This window comes from Oerskovia rustica (assembly GCF_014836555.1).
Classification (GTDB): domain Bacteria; phylum Actinomycetota; class Actinomycetes; order Actinomycetales; family Cellulomonadaceae; genus Oerskovia; species Oerskovia rustica.
The window spans coordinates 38,451-60,276 of record NZ_JACSQQ010000018.1 but is presented as its reverse complement, the minus strand read 5'-3'; the positions used below and the strand labels follow the sequence as shown (position 1 = coordinate 60,276).

Sequence of the window (21,826 nt, the reverse complement as noted above, 5' to 3'; positions counted from 1 at the left end):
CGGCTACGCGAGGACGAGCTTCTCGCCGTCCACCGGGTGGTCGGCCATCGCGACGCTGTGGATCGCCGGGTCGTCGTAGGTGTTCCAGTAGTAGGTCGCGGTGCTGGAGGAGAAGAGCCCGGTGTAGACCGTGATCTCGAACTCGCCCGACCCCATCGCGGCGCACCCGTCGACCATCGCGACCTGCTGCAGCGTGTGGAAGGCCCTGCTCACGTTCTCCGCCTCGGTCCCCTTGGTCGGGTACTGGGCGTTGACGTAGGCGGCGCGGACGAACCGGGAGGGCGAGTAGTAATCCCCGGGGATGCCGCGCATGTGCGAGCCCGAGCCGAACGGGGTGAGGCGCGCCCTGCCCAGCTCGGTCTCCGGGGGGAACTCCGGGGAGGTGTTGAGGTAGTTGCGAAGGTTCTCGTGGTGCCACGCGAACCCGGGCTGGTTCGTCAGGACGTCGACGTCGTCGTCGAAGACCTGCATGCCCTCGCTCGTGTGCTCCACCACGATCGAGCGCTCCCCGTCGGCGACGATCCAGTGGAGCAGCGAGCTCGGGTACTTGTCGTTGATCGGCTTGTCGACGATCACCACGTGCGCGAGAGCCGCCTCGACCTCGTCCACGCTCGCGAACTGCGAGCACACCCACAGCGGGAACTCGTACGCGGCGACGTTGACCGAGCCTTCGACAGGTCCGGGGGCGTACGCCGCGTACCCCGGGAAGTTGAGCCCGGCCACGGCCAGCCCCGCGTCGTTCCCGCAGTCGAAGTAGAGCGGGGTGTCCTCCTCCACGATGCCCATGCCGATCGTCGCGTGCTCGATGCCGGGCACCGCGCCGAACGGCGACCTCGGCGCGTAGCCGGTGGGGGTCAGCACCACCTGCTGGCCGTAGCCGCTCGTCCAGTCGAGGTTCCGTGCGAGGTAGACGCTGCCCTGGCCGTCCGAAAACCTGATTCCCGTACACATAGCGATGCTCCCGTCGTCGGTGCGGATCGCGGCGGACGCGGCTCGCCATGCCTCCGCGTCGTGCCCCCGTCCTTCCATGGTCGGCTCCGACGGGCGGTCCCGCTCATCGGGGCGCAGGTCCGCTCCCGGGCAGGAGACGCCGACGACTTGGTCGATCCGCCCACCCGGGGGAATGATCGACCCATGCTCACCCTCACCGGAGCCGCCGGCTCGCGCATCGTCGGGATCGGCCACCACCAGCCTGAGCGGACGCTCACCAACGACGACATCGCCCAGCTGGTCGAGACGAACGACGAGTGGATCCGGTCCCGCACGGGGATCGTCACGCGGCACGTCGCGGCCGAGGACGAGACCGTGGCGGACATGGCCACCGCCGCCGCCCGGCACGCCCTGCAGGACGCCGGTGTCGCGGCGAGCGAGGTCGACATGGTCATCGTCGCGACGGCCACGGCGCGTGACCGGTCGCCCAACACCGCGGGCCGCGTGGCGTACAACCTGCGCACGGGTGTCATGCCCGGCCAGTCCACGCCCGAGGAGGAGGACGCACCCGACCTGCGCGGCGTCGTCGGGCCCGTGATCCTGGACGTCAACGTCGCGTGCTCGGGCTTCGCGCACGCCCTGGCGCTCGCGGACCAGGCGATCCGCACGGGCTCCGCGACGACCGCCCTCGTGATCGGTGCCGAGAAGCTCACCGACTTCACCGACTGGACCGACCGCGTGACGTGCATCCTCACGGCCGACGGCGCGGGCGCGTTCGTGGTGCAGGGCACCGACACCCCGGGGATCGGGCCGGTCGCGTGGGGCTCGGAGCCCGAGCTGACCCCCGCCGTGCTCATCGAGGCACCGGACGAGAAGTTCGTGCAGGACGGTCGCGCGGTGTTCCGCTGGGCCATCACGCGTGCGGCGGACCGGGCGCGGGCCGCGGTCGAGAAGTCCGGCCTGACGCTCGACGACATCGAGGTGCTCGTCGCGCACCAGGCGAACCTGCGCATCATCGAGCCGCTCGCCAAGGCGCTGGGCCTCGAGGACAAGGTCGTCGTCACGGACATCACCGAGTCGGGCAACACGTCGGCCGCGAGCATCCCGCTGGGCCTGTCGAAGTGGTGGCACTCGGGCAAGATCCCGGCGGGTGTGCCCGCGCTGCTCATCGGCTTCGGCGGCGGCTTCGCGTGGGCCGGGCAGGTCGTGCAGACGCCCACGCGCTGAGCGTGGTCGGCGAGGACCGCGCCTGACGCAGCCGGCCCGCCGAGACGGCGGCGCACCGGCGTGCCACGCTGGGCGCATGGCTCGTGACCTGCGGGTGCGCCGACTGCGCCGCGAGGCGTGGGGGTTCGTCGTCGGGTCGGCGTGCTTCCTGGTCGGTGCGGTGCCGTTCTACGCGCAGGCCGTGGGGCCCGTCGTGGTCGGGGCGACGTTCTGCGTGGGCTCGGTCTTCTTCACGCTCGCGGCGGCGATCCAGCTCAGCCTCAGCGGTCGCCGCGTGCCGCGTCGGGGCACGAACCCGGCCGACCGCTGGGACTGGTGGGCCGCGGCCGTCCAGCTCGCCGGGACCCTCTTCTTCAACATCAGCACCGCGGCCGCGCTGGGCGCGGCGATCGCCGACCCCGCGCGCCTGGGCGCGGGCTGGCGGCCCGATGCCTACGGGTCGGTCGCGTTCCTCGTCTCGAGCGCGTTCGCGGTCGTCGCGACCCGGGACCGTGGTCACCTGTGGGACACCGACGCGCGCACGTGGCACGGGACGTGGTTGAACCTCGTGGGGTCGGTCGCGTTCGGCGCGTCGGCCGTGGGGGCGTACGTGGTGCCGCAGACGGACTCGCTCGTGAGCGCGTTCTGGGCGAACCTCGGGACGCTGCTGGGGGCGGTGTGCTTCCTGGTCGCGGCGCTGCTGTCGCGACGCACGATCGACGCCCCGGCTCCTGCGGCGTCGCCCGGTCCGCGTCCTGCTGCCTGAGGCGCGGCTAGCGCGGGCTGCGCGCCCGCGAGGACGCGGCGTCCATGCCCTGCACGACGACGGCGCACCGGTCCTCGTCGTGGCTCGCCCCGTCGGCGGCGCGGTCGAGCAGGCGGCGCAGGGTCGCGCGGTCGGCGGCGTCGAGGCCTCCGAGCAGGTCCTCCTCGGCTGCGGCGACGCGGGCGTCGAGGTCGGCGAGGACCTCCCGCCCCTTGTCGGTCGCGACGATGCGCCGGGTCCTGCGGTCGGTCGGGTCGGCCTGCCGCTCGACGAGGTCGCAGTCGACGTACTTGTCGATGAGGTAGGTCATGACGGTCCGGTCGATGCCGAGGCGTGCGGCGAGCGCGGCCTGGCTGGGCGGGGTGTCGTGCACGACGGCGGAGAGCACCTGGTAGCAGCGCGTCCCGTCGGGCAGGTCCTCGGCGAGCGAGTCGACGCGCGCGCTCCACTCGCGCAGGAGCGCGGTGAGCGGCCAGCCGAGGGGGCTGGGGGTGCGGGTGGTGTCCGGCGTCGCGAGGGTCACGGGACCAGGATACATCGGAATGATCTCGATGGAAGATGAGTTGCTGGTGATATCGTCTGTAACTCAGATGATCTTTGAAGACGACCGCCGCCCCCGCGGCACACGGAGCGCGCACGCATGACGGACTACGGCCACGACCTCATCCTCGGGACCTTCCTGACCCCGCAGAACAGCGACCCGCAGGCGCCCGTGCGCCTCGCGCAGATCACCGAGAACGCGGGGCTCGACCTCGTGACCTTCCAGGACCACCCCTACCAGGCGGGCTTCCTCGACACCTGGACCCTCATGACCTGGGTCGCCGCGGCGACCGAGCGCGTGCACGTCGCGGGCAACGTCCTCAACCTGCCGCTGCGTCCGCCGGCCGTCCTGGCCCGCGCGGCCGCGAGCCTCGACCTGCTCTCGGGCGGCCGGTACGCCATGGGCCTCGGGGCCGGTGCGTTCTGGGACGCGATCGAGGCCATGGGGACGCCGCGCCTCACACCGGGCGAGGCCGTCACGGCCCTCGACGAGGCCGTCGACATCATCCGCGGCATCTGGGACACGAGCGACCGCACGCCCCTGCGCGTGCACGGGACGCACCACCAGGTCGACGGCGCCAAGCGCGGCCCGGCCCCCGCGCACGACATCCCGATCTGGATCGGCGCCGTCAAGCCGCGCATGCAGCGGCTCATCGGCCGCAAGGGCGACGGCTGGCTGCCGTCGCTGTCCTACCTCCAGCCCGGCGACCTCGCCAAGGGCAACGCGGTGATCGACGAGGCCGCGGTCGCGGCCGGACGCGACCCGAGCGCGGTGCGCCGCATGGTCAACGTCAACGGCAGGTTTACCTCGAGCCGCCTGGGCTACCTCCAGGGCCCCGTCGAGCAGTGGGTCGAGGAGCTCGGCAACCTCGCGCTCGAGGACGGCGTCTCCGGCTTCGTCCTCGCGACCGACGACCCGCGCGAGATCCAGGTCTTCGGCGAGGAGGTCGCCCCCGCGCTGCGCGAGCTCGTCGCGGCCGAGCGCCGGTCCGTCGGCACGGCTCCCGCCGGTCGCCGTCGCGGCGCCCTCGCGCTGGCGGCCCGCCGCGACGGGATCGACTACGACGGCCTGCCCGACTCGCTGACCGAGCGCGCCGTCGAGCCCGGCGACCGCGCCTACGACACGGTCCGCCACACCTACATGCGCTCGGGCGCCCCGGGCATCGTGCTGCGCCCGCGCACCGCGGACGAGGTCGCCGAGGCCGTCGTCTGGGCCGGCAAGCAGGGCGTGCCGCTCGCGGTCCGCTCGGCGGGCCACGGCATCAGCGGTCGTTCCACCAACGACGGCGGCGTGCTCCTCGACGTCGGCGCCCTGGACCAGGTCACCGTGCCCGACGACGGCTCGCACCGCGTGCGCCTGGGTGCGGGCGGGACGTGGGGCCAGGTCGCCGAGGTGCTCTCCCCGCACGGCCTCGCGATCAGCTCGGGCGACTCGGGCGGCGTGGGCGTCGGCGGCCTCGCCACGACGGGCGGCATCGGCCTCCTGGGCCGCAAGCACGGCCTGACGATCGACCACGTGGTCGCCGCGGAGATCGTGACCGCGGACGGCCGGGTGCGCGTCGTCGACGCCGAGAACGACGCCGAGCTCTTCTGGGCCCTGCGCGGGGCCGGCGGCAACATGGGTGTCGTGACCTGGGTCGACGTCGAGGCGACACCCGTGACCGACCTCGTCTACTCGACCATGGTGCTCGACGCCTCGGACACCGCGGGCCTGCTCGAGCGCTGGGCCGCGACCGTCGAGTCGGCGCCGCGCGAGCTCACGAGCTTCCTGCACATGAGCGGGGCGCGCGGCGGACGTGGCCCCATGGCCCAGCTCATGACCGTGTGGGCCGACGACGACACGGGGGCGGCGATCCGCGCGCTCGAGGCCCTCGCCGACTCGGCCCCTCTGCTCGACCACCAGGCCGTGCTGACGCCGTACTCGGGCATCGTGCGCCGGGCCGACGCCCAGCACTCGGGCGGCGGAGAGCCCGGCTCGCGCTCCGGCCTGATCGAGCACGTCGACCAGGCCACGGCCCGCGACCTCGCCCGCTTCCTCGACGGCGGCGGCGCGCAGCTCCTCCAGCTCCGCGCGGTCGGCGGGGCGGTCAACGACGTCGCGCCCGACGCGACGGCGTACGCGCACCGCACGCAGAACTTCTCGGTCGCGGCCTTCGGGTCGCGCCGCGGACCCGGCGGGATCGACGGTGCGTGGGACGAGCTCGTCCACCCGCACACCGACGGGCTCTACCTGTCGTTCGAGACCGACCCGCGTCCCGAGCGCCTGCGCGAGGCGTTCCCCGAGCCGACGCTCTCGCGCCTGCGTCAGGTCAAGCGTCACGTCGACCCGACGAACCTGTTCTCGGCGAACTTCCCGATCCCGCCGGCCGACGCCTGATTCCCCGACGGGCCGCCGCCCCGACGGGCCGCGACCCCACGGGACACGACGCAGGGCCCGGAGCCGCCCCCTGACGGCTCCGGGCCCTGCGTCGTTCTCGTGTCGTCGCCGGTCAGCCCACGAGGTTGAAGTCCTCGTCGAGGACCGTCCCGCGGTGCGGCTTGTAGAGGTCGTACCCGCGCGGGTTGCACTGGAGACCGCCGTTGATGCACTGCTTCACGAGCGCGGCGAGCACGTCCGGCTCCCAGGCGTTGACGAAGTCGTAGTGCCACGACTGGTCCGATCCGCTGGCCAGGCGCACGTCCGACATGTCACCGCTTACGGGCCAGGCGATCTTGAACTCGAGCATGGGCACCGCGACCGGGTGGGTCAGGGGGCACTGCCCCGCGACCGGGTAGGCCATGTGCGTGCCGTGCCCCATGTGCGAGGCCGCGCCGGGCGTCAGGTGCTTGCCGTCCCAGCAGCTCGGCGACTGGTAGCGCAGGTTGAGCTGGCTGCCCGGGTCGCAGTGGTCCGGGATCGACCAGCTCTTGGAGATCTCGCCGCACTCCCAGCCCTCGACCGCGCCCGGGGCCGTCCGGAACGAGTCGACCGTGGCCATCATGTCGCCCGCGACGAACTCCAGACCTGCGGGGAACGGGACGACCTGGGTGTAGTCGTCGATCCCCGACTTGTAGTAGATGGTCATGGGGATGTCCGGAGCGATCGGCGTGTCCCCGCGATACAGCGCGGGGAACCAGTACGACGAGTGGTCCTGGGGGACCGTGCACGTCGAGTCGGTGCTCGCGAACAGCGACGCCGGGGTCGTGAAGGCGTTCGTCGACCGGTTGCCGACGAACGTGTGCAGGTGCGAGGCGCCCGGCTGGCTCGGGAAGACGATGGGGTCGTCGTTCGCGAAGTGCGAGAACGAGCAGTTCGCCTGGAACTCGTGGTGCGTGACCTCGTCGTCGAACCCCGGGGTCTCCGGGACCTCGACCGGCGTGCCGTCGCCGAAGACCTGGAGCTCGAACAGCGAGTAGCCGTAGCCCGTGGCGCGCTCGGTCCCGACGAGCTGGACGTAGCGTCCCGTCGCCTCGACGTCGAGCGACTGGAGCCCGCCCGTGCCGGCCGTGACGGTCACCGCCGTCGACCAGGTCGCGGCGTCGTCGGACACCTGGATCGTGAACGCCGTGCCGTACGCGGCCTCCCAGTCGAGGACCACCCGGTCGAGCGCGAACGAGCCGCCCAGGTCCACGCGGAACCACTGGTCGTCGCCCGGCGAGCTGGCCCACCGGGTCGACCGGTCGCCGTCGACCGCGAACCGCGGACCGAGCCCGCCGGACTCGGAGCTCGACGCCTCGGTCGCGGCGCCCTGCGAGAGCAGGGTCCCGGGTGCGGCGGTCGCCGGACCGGCCACGCCGAGCGCGACCGCGGACGAGGTGACCAGAGCGGCGACCGCGAGCGACCCGACCAGGGCGCGCGTGCGCCGTCGGGCACGGGGAGCCGGGCGGGACGTGTGTCCCCGCGCGAGGCGGGACGTGGGAACGGTGCGATGCATGCTTCCTCCTGTGACGTCGTCGTCGGGAGGTCGCGCCGGAGCGCGACGCGCCCACCACCGTGCGGTGGCCCCCGGGCGCGGGCCGGGGGGGAGCAGGGGCCGCTGCGCCCACCCGGGGTCTCGTCAGCGCCGGTAGACGCCGAGCTCGAAGAGCGAGTAGCCCCACTCCGTGCCGCGCTCCGTGAGGTTCAGGCGCACGTAGCGCCCGGTCCCCGCGACGTCGAGGTCGTCGACGCCGCCGTTGCCGCCCGTGACGGTCCTGACGGTCGTCCACGTCGAGCCGTCGGTCGAGGTCTGGACCTCGTACGACTTCCCGTAGGCCGCCTCCCACACGAGCTGGAGATGGTCGAACGACTGCACCGAGCCCAGGTCGACCTGGAACCAGGCCGTCGGGCCCCACTGGCTCGCCCAGCGCGTGCCCAGGTCGCCGTCGACCGCGCGGGCGGCCGAGAAGTCGCCGTTCCACGGGTCGAAGCTCGACGCGGTGGCGGTCTTGCCCAGCGCGACGTTCGTGCCCTGGACCGCGGGCGGCACCACGCGCAACGAGCGCGTCTCGACGCCCACGTTGCCCTGACCGTCCTCGGCGAACACGTAGACCTTCCACACGCCCAGGCGCTCGGGCGCGGTGACCGTGAACTTCCCGGGGGCGGTCTGCGTGAGCGCGGTCCACGCGAGCCCGCCCGCCCCGTCGATGTACTTGCTGTTGAAGAAGGCGACGTAGTCGATCGGGTCGCCGTCGGGGTCGGTCGCGGTCAGGTTCAGGTCCACCGAGGACCCGGCCACGACGCTCGTCGAGCCCGGGACGTCCATGCTCAGGATGCGGGGCGGGGTGTTCGTCGCGGTCGTGTCGACGCCCCACGCCTTGGCGATCGAGTAGTAGCCGAGACGCTTGTTGTCGCCCGGGATCACGTTGAACCAGACGCCGCCGAAGTCGCCCTCGGTGCCGTAGTGGAAGAACGTCGCGCCGAGCGCCTTGCCCTCGTGCTCCATGAGGCACTTCCAGGACGAGACGTACGCCGCGCCCTTCTCGATGTCGGTCGGCTCGTCGGGGACGCCGTTGACGTCGTCCGGCACCTCCCACTCGCCGGCCGCGCCGCCCTCGGTCAGCAGGTAGGGCTTGTCGTACCCGCCGGCCTCCCAGTTCTCACGGATGTTGCACACGTCGCCGTACGCGTTGATCGAGAGCAGGTCGAGGTCCGGGGCGTGGGCCTTGAGGTACGGCCAGGCGCCGGCCCAGGCGTCGGTGTTGGTCGTGGGGTGGTTCGCGTCGACCTGGTGGATCGCGAGGCTGACCTCGTTGACGAACGCGGCGTAGGCGTTGCGCTCGGCCTCGAGGACCGCGCCCGAGAAGCAGTTCTGCAGGCCCAGGATGGCCTCGTTCCCGATGTTCCACAGGAGGACGCCCGGGTGGTTCTTGTACGTCTCGACCCAGTGGAGGATGTCGGCCTTGGTCGTGGCCTTGTAGCTGGCGTCGGTCGTGTAGTTGATGCAGCCGCCCGAGCCCGGTCCGCCGCCCGGCAGCAGCCAGAAGCCCATGACCACGCGGACGTCGTGAGCGGCCGCTGAGTCGAGGAGCTGCTTCGTGTCGGCTCCCGTGCCCCACGTGCGGACCGTGTTCGCGCCCATGGCGACGAGCGGACCCATGTAGTGGTCCGCCGAGGCGAACGACGGACCCCAGGTGAAGCCCTTGACCGTGTAGGGCCTGCCGTCGACCTGGAGGTCCCAGTCACCGGAGCCGCCCACGACCTTGACGGTGCTCGGGCCGGAGTCCGGCACGGGCACGTTCGGGTGACCCGGGTTCACGTAGTCGGGGTCGGTCGGGTCGACAGGGTCGACCGGTCCGGCGCCCGGCGTGCCGAAGACCTTGAGCTCCCACAGGGAGCTCCCGTAGCCCGTGGCGCGCTGCGTCGCGAGGAGCCGGACGTAGCGACCAGCGCCCGAGACGGCGAGCGTCTGGTCACCGCCGGTCGAGCTCTGCGTCGAGTAGACGTCGGTCCAGGTCGTGGCGTCGTCCGAGACCTGGATCGTGTACGCCTTGGCGTGCGCCGACTCCCACTGGAGCTCGACGCGTGCGATCGCCGCACGCTGCTGGAGGTCGACCTGGATCCACTGAGGGTCGGACCAGGCGCTGGCCCAGCGGGTGCTGGCGTTCCCGTCGACGGCTGCCGAGGCGGGCGTGTAGTCGGCGTTCTCGACCGAGGACGCCGTGGCGGGCTTGCCCTGGGACAGGAGGGTCGGGGCCGCGTCGGCCGCTCCGACGGGCACGAGGGTCGCCGAGGCGACGAGCAGCGACAGCGCGAGCACGGTGAGGCTGCGCCGTCTCCTGTGCGGCGGGCGGGCAGGGGTGTGCGGGGGTCTCATGTTCTACCTCTCGGGGGAGACGGGAGTCCTGGCCGTCGTCGGCCAGGCTCCGGGAGTCAGTTCTTCGTCGAGCTGGATCCATCTGGGAGAGCGCTCTTACCCGAATTCGGAGTATTCCGACGTTCCTGAGGCCTGTCAAGGGAACGGTTCCCACATCGGAGGGGTCTGGGTGAATTCCGTCCCTCGGCACGAGGGGTGTCGGCGCGTCGGAATCGTGGGAATCAGAGGGATCGGAGACGGTCCCCACGTCGCACGACGTGGGAAAGCGCTATCCCGCAGGTGCTAGCGTCGCACCGTGACATCTCCTCGTCCTGCCGCCGGTCCGACGCTCGACGACGTCGCGCGCGTCGCCGGAGTCTCGCGCGCGACCGCGTCGCGCGTCATCAACGGCAAGCGCAAGGTCGCGCCCGAGCTCCAGGAGCTCGTGCTGAGCGCGGTCGCCGCGACGGGGTACGCCCCGCACCGGGCGGCCCGCACGCTCGTGACCCGCCGGACCGGGAGCGTCGCGCTCGTGATCTCCGGGACGGACCCCGAGACCGACCCTGCGACCGACCCCGGGTCGGGCGGGAGCCGCTACGCGGGTCACGTGTTCGACGACCCGTTCTTCGGGCGCATCGTCGCGGGCATCGTCCGGGCGCTGCGGCCGCACGACGTCCACCCGGTCCTCATGCTGGCCGAGGACGACGCCGCGCGGGCCCAGGTGGTCTCGTACGTGCGTCAGGGAAACGCCGACGGCGTCCTGCACGTCTCGACCCGCGCCGACGACCCGCTGCCCGCCCTCCTGGTCGAGGCCGGACGGCCCGCGGTGCTGTTCGCGCGTCCCGCGACGTCGCTCCCGCTCAGCTTCGTCGACCTGGCCAACCGCGACGGGGGAGCGCTTGCCGCCGAGCACTTCCTGGCCGACGGCAGGACCGCCCTGGCCGCGGTGTCGGGACCGCTCGGGGTGCCCGCGGCGAACGACCGGCTCGCCGGGTTCCGCGACGCGCTCGCGCGGCGAGGGCACGCCTACGTGCCCTCGGTCGAGGGGAACTTCACGATCGAGAGCGGCGACGCCGCGATGCGAGCACTGCTCGGGCAGGTGCCGGACGTCGACGCGGTCTTCGCCGGGAACGACCTCATGGCCCAGGGAGTGATCGACGTGCTCCGGGAGAGCGGGCGACGGGTCCCCGAGGACGTCGCGGTCATCGGGTTCGACGACACGGCGCTCGCGCAGCGTGCCCGTCCCGCGCTGACGACCGTGCGCCAGCCGGTCGAGGAGATGGCGGGGGAGATGGTCCGGCTCCTGCTCGAACGCATCGAGGACCCGTCGCTCGCGGTCCGCTCGGTCCTGTTCGAGCCGGCGCTCGTGGTGCGCGACTCGGCCTGAGGCGCCGGACCGAGGGAACGGCGGGGCCGACGGTCCGGCCGTCCCGACGACGAGCGTCGCGGGACGACCGGACCGGGCCGATCGGGCCGAGGCCGGGCGGCCGCGGCCCGTCAGGAGGTCAGCACGTCCTCCCGTCGAACGTCGCGGGCACGACGGTCGTGACCGGCTGCCCTGCCACGGTGCCGGTCGCGGTCACCGAGGTGCTGCCCGCCGCGACCGACGTCGTCCGGGCGTTGAAGGACTGTGCCGCGAGCCTGCCGCCCGCCACCTGGGAGAACGACTTGGTGCCGTAGGGCGTCGCGAGCGCGACGTCGACCGGGGTCCCCTCCTTGTTGGTCGCCGTGACCGCGAGCTGGACCTTGCCCGCCACGCAGCGCGTGACGGCCGAGGCCTGTACGTCGAGAGCCGGTGCGGGGGTCACGTCGACGCCGCCGTAGAAGTCGACGTAGCTCGGGATCGTGTCCGGGCCGTCGGCACGGGGGCCGACGCCGTTGATGACGGCGTCGAAGATGCCCTCGCCGCCGAGCGAGACGACGAGCAGGTGGTGCATCTTGACCCCGGCGACCTGCGGGACCTCGAAGCCGCCGTCGACGACGATCTCGGTCTCCTCGGTGTCGGACGTGAAGTTCGAGTAGGAGCCCAGGCCCCAGGCCTCGTGGTTCTTCACGTCGTCGGCGACCTTGTAGGCGGCCCAGCCGCGGGTGTCGCCGTTCTGCCAGGCCGCCTGGTCCGGGACGTCGTAGGGCAGCTCGTTCTGGTAGAACACGGTCCTGCCCCGCTCGCCGTTCCACAGGGTGTTGTACTTCTGGTAGTGCTCGACGAACAGGCCGTACGCCGAGACGTCGTCCCCGTTGACCACGAACCCGTAGTCGGACGTGTTGAGGTCCCAGCCGATGCCCTCGCCGTGGTCGCCGCGCCACGACCACACGTGGTCGACGATCGTGTCGTCGGCGTGGATGACCATGGCCGCGTCGACCTTGCCCGCGACGGCCCCGCCGACGCGCATGAACACGTCGTGCAGCACGATCGGGTCGTCCGAGTGGTCGGTGTGGACGCCCTCGTCGCCGACGACGAAGAGCGCCGGGGACTCGGTGACCGCGGCGTCGAACAGGATCCCCGCGACCGTGATGCCGTCCTCGTCGGCCACGTGCATGCCGACGCCCCCGTGCTCGGGGATGATCGTCGCGTAGCCCAGGCCGAGGACGACCGTGCCGGGGTCGTCCACCTGGATCGTCTGGTCCACGCGGTAGACGCCGGGGGTCAGGAGCAGGTTCTTGCCCGCGGCCAGGGCTGCGTTGATCTCGGCGGCCGTGTCGCCCTCCTTGGCCACGAAGAAGTCGTCGAGCGGGATCGAGGTGCCGGCCGTGTGGCCGTTCTTCCACGTGGTGCCGGTCGTGCCCTCGCGCAGCTCGGGGACGAACACGGCCCACTCGTCGCCGTCGAGGTAGAGGTACGGCTTCTCACGGACGGCGCCCGTGGTGTCGAGCGTCGTCACCGGGGGCGTCGGCCACGTCGCCGCAGTGGGCAGCGTGCCCTCGACGCCCGAGTAGACCATGTTCCAGACGCCGCCCTTCCACTCGCCGACCGAGCTGTCGCGGGCGTACCACTGCTGCTGCGTCCAGGACTCGACGACGCCGGTCACGTTCGAGTCGGCGATGTAGCCGCCCGAGGACCAGCCGTAGGCCGACGAGTCGAGCTGGAGCCCGCCGTTGACCTGGATGCGGCGGAACGGTGCCGCCTGGGACGTGGCCCAGCGGGCCATGCCGTCGTCGGGGGTGATCGACAGGTTCTCGGCCGAGCGCCAGAAGTTCTGGGTCGCGTTGCCGCCGAACCACTGCGCGTCGACCCAGTCCCCGCCCTTGACGGTCACGTCGGTCGGGTCCTGACCGACACCCGAGAGCGAGGTGTAGAAGCCGATGCGGGCGTCGACGTCGTACTCGCCGGGCGTGAACAGGAACTGGTAGCGGCCGGGGCCGAACTGGTCCTGCTCCTGCTGGGCGAACACGGTGTCGATCTGGTGCTGGATCGCCGAGTCCGGCATCGAGGGGTCGAACACGAGGACGTTCGGGCCGAACAGGTCGGTCGTCGGGTCGATCGAGGCACCGGGGGCGAGCACGCGGAACTCGTACATCGAGTAGCCGAACGTCGTGCCGCGGGCGAGGCCCTGCCACCGCACGTACCGGGCGGAGGTCGTGTCGAACGTGACGACGTCGGTCCCGCCGTCCTGGCCTCGCGCCTGGGCGGCCGTCGTCCACGTGGTGCCGTCGGTCGAGACCTGGACGTCGTAGTCCTTGCCGTACGCGCCCTCCCACAGGATGCTCACGCCGCAGACGTCGTTGGCCTCGCCCAGGTCCACCTGGAGCCACTCGTCGTCCTGGCCGGTCCAGGTCGTCGTGTTCAGCACGGAGCCCCAGCGGGTGCTCGTGTTCTGGTCGACCGCCTTGGCCGGGGTCGAGTCGCCCTGCTGGGAGGAAGCCGTCGCGGTCGCGCCCGCGGTCACGTCGGTCAGGCAGGCCGTGGGGCCGTTCGGGTCCGTGGGGTCGACCGGGTCCACCGGGTCGACCGGTCCGCCGGCGGGCTCGCCGAACACGCGGAACTCCCACAGCGAGTAGCCGTAGCCCGTGCCGCGGACGTCGCCGAGCAGGCGGACGTAGCGCCCGGTGCCGTCGACGTCGAGCACGTCGGCGCCCCCGTCGCCGTCGGTCACGGTGCGCACGGTCGTCCAGGTCGAGCCGTCGTCCGAGGTCTGGATGCGGTAGCCCTTGCCGTAGGCGCCCTCCCAGTCGAGCTCGACGCGGTCGATCGAGGCTCGCTGGCCCAGGTCCACCTGGATCCACTGCGGGTCGGTGGCCAGGCTCGACCAGCGGCTGCCGCCGTCGCCGTCGAACGCCTCGCCAGCCTGGTACCCGTTGGGCGACTGCGTCGAGGAGGCCGTCGCGGGCTTGCCCTGGGACAGCAGGGCGGGTCCGTCGGCCGCGGAGGCGGGCACGAGCGGGACGGTGAGGCCTGCGGCCGCGACCGCCAGGGCCAGGGCGGCTCCGGCGCCACGACGGGTGCGTGCTCTCCCGCGGTGCGGGACGGGTGCCGGTGGCGGCACGGTGGGAAGGGGCGAGAAGGGCATCGGTTCTCTCCTAGGTCGTCGTCGACCGCGTCCTGGCTCTACGTCGAGCGGGACGCACGGCGTGAGAGAGCGCTCTCTCACGATGTCGGTCAGTATTCAGGTGAGCGGGACCCTCGTCAAGAGAGCGCTCTCCCAGATGCGTTGCAGGCTCCGCGCGGAGCCCCGTCGCCCGCACCCCAAGCCCCACGCCCGACGGTGAGGCGCCCACCCGGGCCGCGCGCCGCCGTCGGGCACCGCGATGCACCAGGACCCGCGCCCGCGCTGCTAGCCTCGCCCCATGCGTGAGGACGGCCGAGTCTCGACGCCCCCGACGCTCGAGGACGTCGCCCGGGTGGCGGGAGTCTCGCGCGCCACGGTGTCCCGGGTGATCAACCAGCAGCGCCGCGTCGCCCCGGACCTGCGGGCCGTCGTCGAGAAGGCCATCGCCCAGACCGGGTACGTGCCCAACCGGGCGGCCCGCTCGCTCGTCACGGGACGCACCGGGACGGTCGCGGTCGTGATCTCGGGCGTCGACCCCGAGATCGAGGGCAACCAGATGACGGGACAGGTCTTCGCGGACCCGTTCTTCGGGCGGATCGTCGCCGCGTTCGTGCGCGCCCTGCGGCCCCACGACCTGCACCCCGTGCTCATGCTCGCCGAGACCGACGACGCCCGCGCCCAGGTCATGTCCTACCTGCGCCAGGGCAACGCCGACGGTGCGCTGCTCGTCGCCGCGCAGGCCGACGACCCCCTGCCCGGCATGCTCGTCGAGGCCGGCCAGCGCGCGGTCCTGTTCGCCCGCCCCGAGCCCGCGCTGCCCATCAGCTTCGTGGACGTCGCCAACCGCGACGGCGCGCGACTGGCCGCCCGGCACCTCATCGAGCGCGGGTGCGACGAGCTCGCCGTCATCTCCGGCCCGGTCGGCCTGCACGCCGCCGAGGAGCGCCTCGCAGGCTTCCGCGACGAGGTGTCCCGGCACGGTCGCGCGTACGTCCCCGCCGAGCCCGGGGAGTTCACGCTCGAGGGCGGCGAGGCCGCGATGGAACGCCTGCTCGACGCCGTCCCCGGCCTCGACGGCGTGTTCGCCGCGAACGACTACATGGCCCAGGGGGCAGTGCACGCGATCACGGCCCGCGGGCTGCGCGTCCCCGAGGACGTCGCCGTCGTCGGGTTCGACGACAGCTCGATCGCCCCGCTGTGCCGCCCGGCGCTCACCAGCGTGCGGCAGCCCGTCGAGGAGATGGCGGCCGAGATGGCGCGCCTGCTCGTCGGCCAGATCGCGGGCGAGCGGCAGGTGCGGTCGGTCGTGTTCGACCCGACGCTCGTGGTGCGAGACTCGGCCTGAGCACAATCCCGGTGACCGGGCCCGGACCCCGGGTGCAGAATGGCAGCATGCCTCTCGCACCCCGCTACCTCGCCGCCGACGACCGCTACGAGTCCATGACGTACCGGCGATCCGGTCGCAGCGGCCTCGCCCTGCCCGCACTGTCGCTGGGCCTCTGGCACAACTTCGGCGACGTGAACCCGTTCGACAACCAGCGCGCGATCCTGCGCCGGGCGTTCGACCTCGGGATCACGCACTTCGACCTCGCCAACAACTACGGCCCGCCCTACGGCTCGGCCGAGGAGAACTTCGGGCGCCACCTCGCGCGCGACCTGCGGCCCTACCGCGACGAGCTCGTGATCTCGAGCAAGGCCGGGTACGACATGTGGCCCGGCCCCTACGGTGACGGCGGCTCGCGCAAGTACCTGCTGTCCTCGCTCGACCAGTCGCTCGCTCGCATGGGCCTCGACTACGTCGACATCTTCTACTCGCACCGGTTCGACCCCACGGTCCCGCTCGAGGAGACCATGGGTGCGCTCCACACGGCCGTGGTGAGCGGGCGGGCGCTGTACGTCGGCGTCTCCAACTACTCGCCGTCGCAGACCCGCGAGGCCGCGCAGATCCTCGCCGACCTCGGCACGCCGCTGCTCATCCACCAGCCCAGCTACTCGATGTTCAACCGGCACGTCGAGCTGCCCGAGGCCGGGCACGACGACGGCGAGAACCTGCTCGACGTCGTCGAGGACCTCGGCGTCGGCACCATCGTCTTCTCGCCGCTCCAGCAGGGCCTGCTCACGGACCGTTACCTCTCGGGCGAGGTGCCCGCGGACTCGCGCGCCGCCGTCGGGCACTTCCTCAAGCCCACCGCCATCTCCGAGACCTACCTCGAGCGCGCCCGTGCGCTGAACGAGATCGCGGCCGGGCGCGGGCAGTCGCTCGCGCAGCTCGCACTGAGCTGGGTCCTGCGCGACGAGCGCATCACGTCGGCGCTCGTGGGGGCGAGCAGCGTCGCGCAGCTCGAGAACAACGTCGCCGCGCTCGACGCTCCCGCGCTCACGGCCGAGGAGATCGCGGCGATCGAGCCGTTCGCGGTCGACGGCACGACGCGCTGAGCCCACCCGCTCGACCTGGCAGCCGGACCCGAGGTTCGTCGGTCCGCGACGGTACGTCGCCCGACGGACCTCGGTCTCGGTCACCACGCAGCAGAGGACGCCGCGCACGTCGCGGCGTTCAGCTCCAGCGCTGGACCGCGAGCGGCGCGGCCTCCGCGAGCTCGCGGACCACGGGGTGCTCGCTCTCCGCGAGGACCTGCTGCAGCGGGCCGGACTCGACGAACTCGCCGTCGACCAGGAGGTGCGCGGACGACGTCATGCGGTGCACGAGCTCGAGGTCGTGCGACACCAGGAGCACACCCGTGCCGAGGCGCGTGGCCGTCTCCTTGACCCGCCCGGCGATCTCGCCGCGCATGGTCGGGTCGAGCGCCGTGAGCGGCTCGTCGAGGAGCAGCACGTCCGGGCGCGTCGCGAGCGCACGGGCCATGGCCACGCGCTGACGCTCGCCGCCCGACAGCGTGCGCAGCGGGCGGTCCGCGTACCGGTGCTCGAGGGCGACGAGGTCCAGCAGGTCCTCGATCGACTGCCCCGAGGGGCGCCCGCCCTTGCGTGCGTCGGTCAGCCCGGACTTGAGCACGTGCGTCACGGTGCTCGCGGGGTCGATGCCCGGCAGGCCGTCCTGCGACACGCGCCGCACCGCAGCCTTGAACGTCTTCTTGTCGCGCCGACCGAGGCGCGTCACGGTCCGCCCGCCCCACGTCACGGTCCCGCTCGACGGCTTGACCTCGCCCAGCAGCGCGCTCACGAGCGTCGACTTCCCGACGCCCGACGGGCCGACGATCCCCACGGGCTCCTGCCCCGCCGCGAGCTCGATCGAGACGCCGCGCAGGACGTCCTCGCCGCCGTGCCCGGCCCAGAGGTCGCGCGCCTGCAGGATGTGGCTGGTCGTCATGCCCGGTCCTTCCGAGGGTGGGTCAACCGATACGGGGGCATGGGTGTCCCCGGTGGTCCAACGAACGACGGTACCCGCGTTCTCCCGGTGGGCGGTGCGTCGCGGGTCACACCGTCCACCGGGGGCGCTGCCAGCCGCGACCGGTGCCCCGCGACGCCTCGGGGTGACCCGGTCAGTCGCTCGTCGTCCACGCCGACGGCGCCGCGACCACGTCCCGCAGCACGGTGCGTGCGCCGCCGATCATGGCCGCGTGCCCCGCGACGAGCGCGGGCCGCAGGTCGAGCTCGGTCCAGGGCGACGCGAGCACGCGGGTCGTGAGCTCGGTCGTCAGGGCCTCGCGCAGGTAGGGCAGCAGGTCGGTGTAGATGCCGCCCAGCAGCACGGTCTCGATGTCGACGAGGTTGACGAAGTTCGCGAGCGCGCGCCCCAGCGCGGTCCCTGCCGAGGTCGCGGCCTCGCGGGCCGACGGCGTGCCCTCCGCGAGCGCGTCGAGGAACGTCTCGACGGGCTCGTCCACGGGGATGCCGGCCGCGCGCAGCATCGCGTCCTTGCCCGCGTACTGCTCGAGGCAGCCCGTGGCCCCGCACAGGCAGCGCGGTCCGTGCGGGTCGACCACGACGTGCCCGATCTCGCCGCTCCAGCCCCGGTTCCCGAGGAAGAGCTCGCGGTCGATCACGATCGCGGAGCCGATGCCCACCTCGCCCGAGACGTAGAGGAACGACGACGGCACGGGGGGAGCGGCGTCGTCGGGCCTGCGGCCCTGCGTGCCCGCGACGAGCTGCGCGAGGCCCGCGAGGTTGGCCTCGTTGGCGATCTCGACGGGCAGGCGGTCGGGCAGGCCGAGCAGCGGCAGGGGCAGGAACGAGGACCAGCCGAGGTTGGGGGCGACCTGGAGGCGGCCCGCGCGGGCGTCGACCAGGCCGGGCAGCGCGAGGCGTGCGCCCGCGACCTGCATGTCCTGGGCCTCGACGTCCTCGACGAGGCGGCGTGCGAGCGCGCCGAGGCGCCCGAGGACCTCGGCGGGGTCGCTGCCGTGGAGGTCGCCCGGCACGACCTCCTGCGCGACGACCTGCCCCGTGAGGTCGAGGACGGTGCCGCCCAGGTAGTCGACGTTGACCTCGAGGCCCAGCCCGACGATGGTCCGCTCGGCGGGCGTGAGGGGGACGGCGGGGCGTCCGGCGCGCAGCGGAGTCACCGGTGGGAGCTCGCGGACGAGGCGGGCCTCGATGAGCTGGTCGACGAGCACGGACACCGTGGCGCGCGTGAGCCCGGTGGCGGCGGCGATGTCGGCGCGCGAGCGGGGGCGTGGCGCGTCGAAGAGCGCCTGGGAGACCAGGGCGAGGTTGTACTCGCGCAGGGTGTGCTGGCGGGCGGCCGTGGGGCGCGCCCGGGTGGGCGTCCTGACGCCGGTCGAGGACTCGTCGCGGTTCACGTCTTGACCTTACCGACAGGACCGCATAAGTTCATCCGTACAACAAATGACGGCCTGCTCGATGACGGAGCCGGCCCATCTCGACGAGGAGACTGTCGTGGCTGACGCGATCGACCAGAACATCAACTTTTCCTTCGGCCTGTGGACCGTGGGCTGGACCGGCCAGGACCAGTTCGGCGGAGCCAGCCGCCCCCACCTCGACCCGGCCGAGTCCGTGCGCAAGCTCGCCGACCTGGGCGCGTGGGGCTTCACGTTCCACGACGACGACGTCGTGCCCTTCGGCTCCGACGACGCGACCCGCGAGCAGCTCCTCGGCGAGGTCAAGAAGGCCGCCGACGAGACCGGCCTGACCATCGAGATGGTCACGACCAACCTCTTCTCCCACCCCGTCTTCAAGGACGGCGGCCTCACCTCGAACGACCGCGGCGTCCGCCGCTACGCGCTGCGCAAGGTCCTGCGCAACGTCGACCTCACCGCGTCGCTCGGCGCCAAGACGTTCGTCATGTGGGGTGGCCGCGAGGGCACCGAGTACGACGGTGCCAAGGACCTCCACTCCGCGCACGAGCGCTACGCCGAGGGCCTCGACCTCACGGCCGCGTACATCAAGGACCAGGGCTACGACATCAAGATCGCGCTCGAGCCCAAGCCCAACGAGCCCCGCGGCGACATCTTCCTCCCGACCATCGGCCACGCCCTCGCGCTCATCGCGAAGCTCGAGCACGGCGACATCGTGGGTCTCAACCCCGAGACGGGCCACGAGCAGATGGCCGGTCTGAACTACACGCACGGCCTCGCGCAGGCGCTGTGGGCCGGCAAGCTCTTCCACATCGACCTCAACGGCCAGCGGTCCATCAAGTTCGACCAGGACCTCGTGTTCGGCCACGGCGACCTGCTCTCCGCGTTCTTCACGGTCGACCTCATCGAGAGCGGCTTCCCCAACGGCGGACCCCGCTACGAGGGCCCCCGCCACTTCGACTACAAGCCCTCGCGCACCGAGAACGAGGTCGGCGTCTGGGACTCGGCCAAGGCCAACATGGAGACCTACTCGATGCTCGCGCGCAAGTCCGCCGAGTACCGGGCCGACCCCGAGGTCCAGGCCGCGTTCAGGCACGCAGGCGTGTTCGAGCTCGGCGAGAGCACCCTGGGTGCGGGCGAGACCGTCGCCGACCTGATCGCGGACCGTGCCGCCTACGAGGAGTTCGACGTCGAGGCCGCCGCCGAGCGTGACTTCGGCTTCGTGCGCCTCAACCAGCTCGCGCTCAAGCACCTGATCGGCTGATGGGCGGCTCTCCCGGGTCGCCCGCCGTCGTCCTCGTCGCAGGGGTCGACTCGTCGACGCAGTCGTGCAAGGTCGTCGTCCGTGACGCGCGCACCGGGGCGTTGGTGCGCTCGGGCTCGGCGTCGCACCCCGACGGCACCGAGGTCTCGCCCGACGCCTGGTGGGCGGCGTTCCGCACCGCGGCCGAGGTCGTGGGCGGGCTCGACGACGTCGCGGCCCTGGCCGTGGGCGGTCAGCAGCACGGCATGGTCGTGCTCGACGCCGACGGCGAGGTGATCCGCCCCGCGCTCCTGTGGAACGACACCCGCTCGGCCGGCGCCGCGCAGGACCTGATCAGTGAGCTCGGCGCCGGGGACCCCGGCGCCGGGGCCAAGGCGTGGGCCGAGGCCGTCGGGTCCGTGCCCGTCGCGTCGCTGACCGTGACCAAGCTGCGCTGGCTGCGCGACGCCGAGCCGCACAACGCGGCACGGGTCGCGGCCGTCGCGCTCCCGCACGACTGGCTGACGTGGCGGATCGCCGGCTACGGGCCGCGGAGCGAGGGCCTCGAGCCCGACCTCGGCGCGCTCGTGACCGACCGGTCCGACGCGTCCGGGACGGGCTACTTCGACGCCTCGGCCGACGGCGGGCGCGGTGCCTACCGCACCGACCTGCTCGAGCTCGCGCTCGGACGGTCGGACGTCGCCCTTCCCCGGGTCCTCGGGCCTGGGGAGTCTGGCGGTGTGGCGGCGGGGACGGCAGCCGGGGCGGGCGTCCCGGACGGGGCCCTGATCGGCCCCGGCGCGGGGGACAACGCGGCCGCGGCCCTGGGCCTCGGCATGCGCGCGGGCGACGTCGCGGTCTCGATCGGGACCTCGGGCGTCGTCTCCGCGATCGCGACGTCCCCCACGGCCGACGCGAGCGGGCTCGTCAACGGCTTCGCCGACGCCACGGGCAACTACCTGCTGCTCGGGGTGACCCTCAACGCGAGCCGCGTCCTCGACGCGACCGCGCGGGTCCTGGGCGTGGACCACGCGGGTCTGTCCCGGCTCGCGCTCCAGGCCCCGGCGGGCGCCGACGGCCTCGTGCTCGTCCCCTACCTCGAGGGCGAGCGCACGCCGAACCGGCCGGGCGCCAGCGGCACCCTGCACGGCATGCGTCTCGCGACCATGACGCCCGCGCACCTCGCGCGGGCCGCCGTGGAGGGCATGCTGTGCGGCCTGGCCGACGGGCTCGACGCCCTGCGCGCGCAGGGCGTGCAGGTCGAGCGCCTCCAGCTCATCGGCGGCGGCGCGCAGTCCGAGGCGGTGCGGCGCATCGCACCGCAGGTCCTCGGCCTGCCCGTCACGGTCCCCGAGCCGGGCGAGTACGTGGCCGACGGCGCCGCTCGCCAGGCGGCGTGGGTGCTGTCGGGCGAGGCGGAGGCTCCCCGGTGGGAGACGTCGTCGAGCACGGGGTACGACGCGGACCCGGAGCCCGGGATCCGCGCGGGGTACGCGGCGGTGCGCGACCTGACCTGAGGTCGGGGGTGCTCTCGGCGCACTTCGCGCCGTGGTCCCCGTGACCGCGACGAGGGGCCGCCGTTCCTGCGGGAACGGCGGCCCCTTCGCCGTGCACGGCTCGGTGCG

The 21,826-nt window shown here is 72.8% G+C and carries 15 protein-coding genes; 8 read left to right on the top strand and 7 right to left on the bottom strand.

The window, feature by feature from the left end; genetic code table 11:
* Positions 1 to 3: 3 nt before the first annotated feature.
* Positions 4 to 1,029, bottom strand: coding sequence for a choloylglycine hydrolase (gene bsh / locus H9652_RS11895; RefSeq protein ID WP_225228136.1), 1,026 nt, complete (start codon positions 1,027 to 1,029; stop codon positions 4 to 6).
* 105 nt (positions 1,030 to 1,134) lie between these two features.
* Here bsh and H9652_RS11890 point away from each other — a divergent pair, with 105 nt between their 5' ends.
* Positions 1,135 to 2,157 carry a beta-ketoacyl-ACP synthase III gene (locus H9652_RS11890; RefSeq protein WP_191796437.1) on the top strand — a complete coding sequence of 341 codons (1,023 nt, stop codon included), beginning with the start codon at positions 1,135 to 1,137 and terminating at the stop codon, positions 2,155 to 2,157.
* Positions 2,158 to 2,233: 76 nt separating this feature from the next.
* The gene (locus tag H9652_RS11885) at positions 2,234 to 2,902 is read left to right on the top strand and encodes a hypothetical protein (RefSeq protein WP_191796436.1); all 669 of its coding nucleotides are present in this window, start codon (positions 2,234 to 2,236) and stop codon (positions 2,900 to 2,902) included.
* Positions 2,903 to 2,909: 7 nt separating this feature from the next.
* Here H9652_RS11885 and H9652_RS11880 read toward each other — a convergent pair whose 3' ends face one another.
* Complete coding sequence (locus tag H9652_RS11880) at positions 2,910 to 3,425, bottom strand: MarR family winged helix-turn-helix transcriptional regulator (RefSeq protein WP_318244138.1); 516 nt, start codon at positions 3,423 to 3,425, stop codon at positions 2,910 to 2,912.
* Positions 3,426 to 3,542: 117 nt separating this feature from the next.
* Here H9652_RS11880 and H9652_RS11875 point away from each other — a divergent pair, with 117 nt between their 5' ends.
* Positions 3,543 to 5,819, top strand: a complete 2,277-nt coding sequence (locus H9652_RS11875; protein ID WP_191796434.1) for an LLM class flavin-dependent oxidoreductase — start codon at positions 3,543 to 3,545, stop codon at positions 5,817 to 5,819.
* Between the two features lie 112 nt (positions 5,820 to 5,931).
* Here the strand turns inward: H9652_RS11875 and H9652_RS11870 are convergent, their stop codons facing one another.
* Together H9652_RS11870 and H9652_RS11865 are read right to left on the bottom strand one after the other, a co-directional pair.
* The gene (locus tag H9652_RS11870; protein WP_191796433.1) at positions 5,932 to 7,356 is read right to left on the bottom strand and encodes a DUF1996 domain-containing protein; all 1,425 of its coding nucleotides are present in this window, start codon (positions 7,354 to 7,356) and stop codon (positions 5,932 to 5,934) included.
* Positions 7,357 to 7,479: 123 nt separating this feature from the next.
* Complete coding sequence (locus H9652_RS11865) at positions 7,480 to 9,717, bottom strand: discoidin domain-containing protein (protein ID WP_191796432.1); 2,238 nt, start codon at positions 9,715 to 9,717, stop codon at positions 7,480 to 7,482.
* Positions 9,718 to 10,012: 295 nt separating this feature from the next.
* On the opposite strand from H9652_RS11865, the gene H9652_RS11860 reads away from it, so the two are divergent.
* Complete coding sequence (locus H9652_RS11860; protein WP_191796431.1) at positions 10,013 to 11,083, top strand: LacI family DNA-binding transcriptional regulator; 1,071 nt, start codon at positions 10,013 to 10,015, stop codon at positions 11,081 to 11,083.
* Between the two features lie 118 nt (positions 11,084 to 11,201).
* On the opposite strand, the gene H9652_RS11855 is transcribed toward H9652_RS11860, so the two are convergent.
* Complete coding sequence (locus H9652_RS11855) at positions 11,202 to 14,204, bottom strand: discoidin domain-containing protein (RefSeq protein WP_191796430.1); 3,003 nt, start codon at positions 14,202 to 14,204, stop codon at positions 11,202 to 11,204.
* Positions 14,205 to 14,481: 277 nt separating this feature from the next.
* On the opposite strand from H9652_RS11855, the gene H9652_RS11850 reads away from it, so the two are divergent.
* The gene (locus tag H9652_RS11850; protein WP_191796429.1) at positions 14,482 to 15,528 is read left to right on the top strand and encodes a LacI family DNA-binding transcriptional regulator; all 1,047 of its coding nucleotides are present in this window, start codon (positions 14,482 to 14,484) and stop codon (positions 15,526 to 15,528) included.
* A 47-nt stretch (positions 15,529 to 15,575) separates the two neighbouring features.
* Entirely contained in the window at positions 15,576 to 16,619 is a 1,044-nt protein-coding gene (gene mgrA / locus H9652_RS11845; RefSeq protein ID WP_056649576.1) for an L-glyceraldehyde 3-phosphate reductase, read from the top strand.
* 118 nt (positions 16,620 to 16,737) lie between these two features.
* Here the strand turns inward: mgrA and H9652_RS11840 are convergent, their stop codons facing one another.
* Complete coding sequence (locus tag H9652_RS11840; protein WP_138825891.1) at positions 16,738 to 17,511, bottom strand: ABC transporter ATP-binding protein; 774 nt, start codon at positions 17,509 to 17,511, stop codon at positions 16,738 to 16,740.
* Positions 17,512 to 17,683: 172 nt separating this feature from the next.
* The gene (locus H9652_RS11835) at positions 17,684 to 18,943 is read right to left on the bottom strand and encodes an ROK family protein (RefSeq protein WP_191796428.1); all 1,260 of its coding nucleotides are present in this window, start codon (positions 18,941 to 18,943) and stop codon (positions 17,684 to 17,686) included.
* A 61-nt stretch (positions 18,944 to 19,004) separates the two neighbouring features.
* Between H9652_RS11835 and xylA the strand changes: the two genes are divergently transcribed.
* Together xylA and xylB are read left to right on the top strand one after the other, a co-directional pair.
* Positions 19,005 to 20,222 (top strand): xylose isomerase, encoded by a 1,218-nt coding sequence (xylA, locus tag H9652_RS11830; protein ID WP_191796427.1) that lies wholly within the window; start codon positions 19,005 to 19,007, stop codon positions 20,220 to 20,222.
* Positions 20,222 to 21,718 (top strand): xylulokinase, encoded by a 1,497-nt coding sequence (gene xylB, locus H9652_RS11825; protein ID WP_191796426.1) that lies wholly within the window; start codon positions 20,222 to 20,224, stop codon positions 21,716 to 21,718. The genes xylA and xylB overlap by 1 nt, the downstream gene beginning before the upstream one ends.
* Positions 21,719 to 21,826: the final 108 nt, after the last annotated feature.

Coding starts and splice junctions, on each gene's coding strand:
- H9652_RS11865 (WP_191796432.1), bottom strand. CDS start 9,717: ATGAGACCCCCGCACACCCCTGCCCGCCCGCCGCACAGGAGACGGCGC.
- xylB (WP_191796426.1), top strand. CDS start 20,222: ATGGGCGGCTCTCCCGGGTCGCCCGCCGTCGTCCTCGTCGCAGGGGTC.
- bsh (WP_225228136.1), bottom strand. CDS start 1,029: ATGGAAGGACGGGGGCACGACGCGGAGGCATGGCGAGCCGCGTCCGCC.
- H9652_RS11850 (WP_191796429.1), top strand. CDS start 14,482: ATGCGTGAGGACGGCCGAGTCTCGACGCCCCCGACGCTCGAGGACGTC.
- H9652_RS11875 (WP_191796434.1), top strand. CDS start 3,543: ATGACGGACTACGGCCACGACCTCATCCTCGGGACCTTCCTGACCCCG.
- H9652_RS11885 (WP_191796436.1), top strand. CDS start 2,234: ATGGCTCGTGACCTGCGGGTGCGCCGACTGCGCCGCGAGGCGTGGGGG.
- H9652_RS11855 (WP_191796430.1), bottom strand. CDS start 14,204: ATGCCCTTCTCGCCCCTTCCCACCGTGCCGCCACCGGCACCCGTCCCG.
- mgrA (WP_056649576.1), top strand. CDS start 15,576: ATGCCTCTCGCACCCCGCTACCTCGCCGCCGACGACCGCTACGAGTCC.
- H9652_RS11870 (WP_191796433.1), bottom strand. CDS start 7,356: ATGCATCGCACCGTTCCCACGTCCCGCCTCGCGCGGGGACACACGTCC.
- xylA (WP_191796427.1), top strand. CDS start 19,005: ATGACGGAGCCGGCCCATCTCGACGAGGAGACTGTCGTGGCTGACGCG.
- H9652_RS11890 (WP_191796437.1), top strand. CDS start 1,135: ATGCTCACCCTCACCGGAGCCGCCGGCTCGCGCATCGTCGGGATCGGC.
- H9652_RS11840 (WP_138825891.1), bottom strand. CDS start 17,511: ATGACGACCAGCCACATCCTGCAGGCGCGCGACCTCTGGGCCGGGCAC.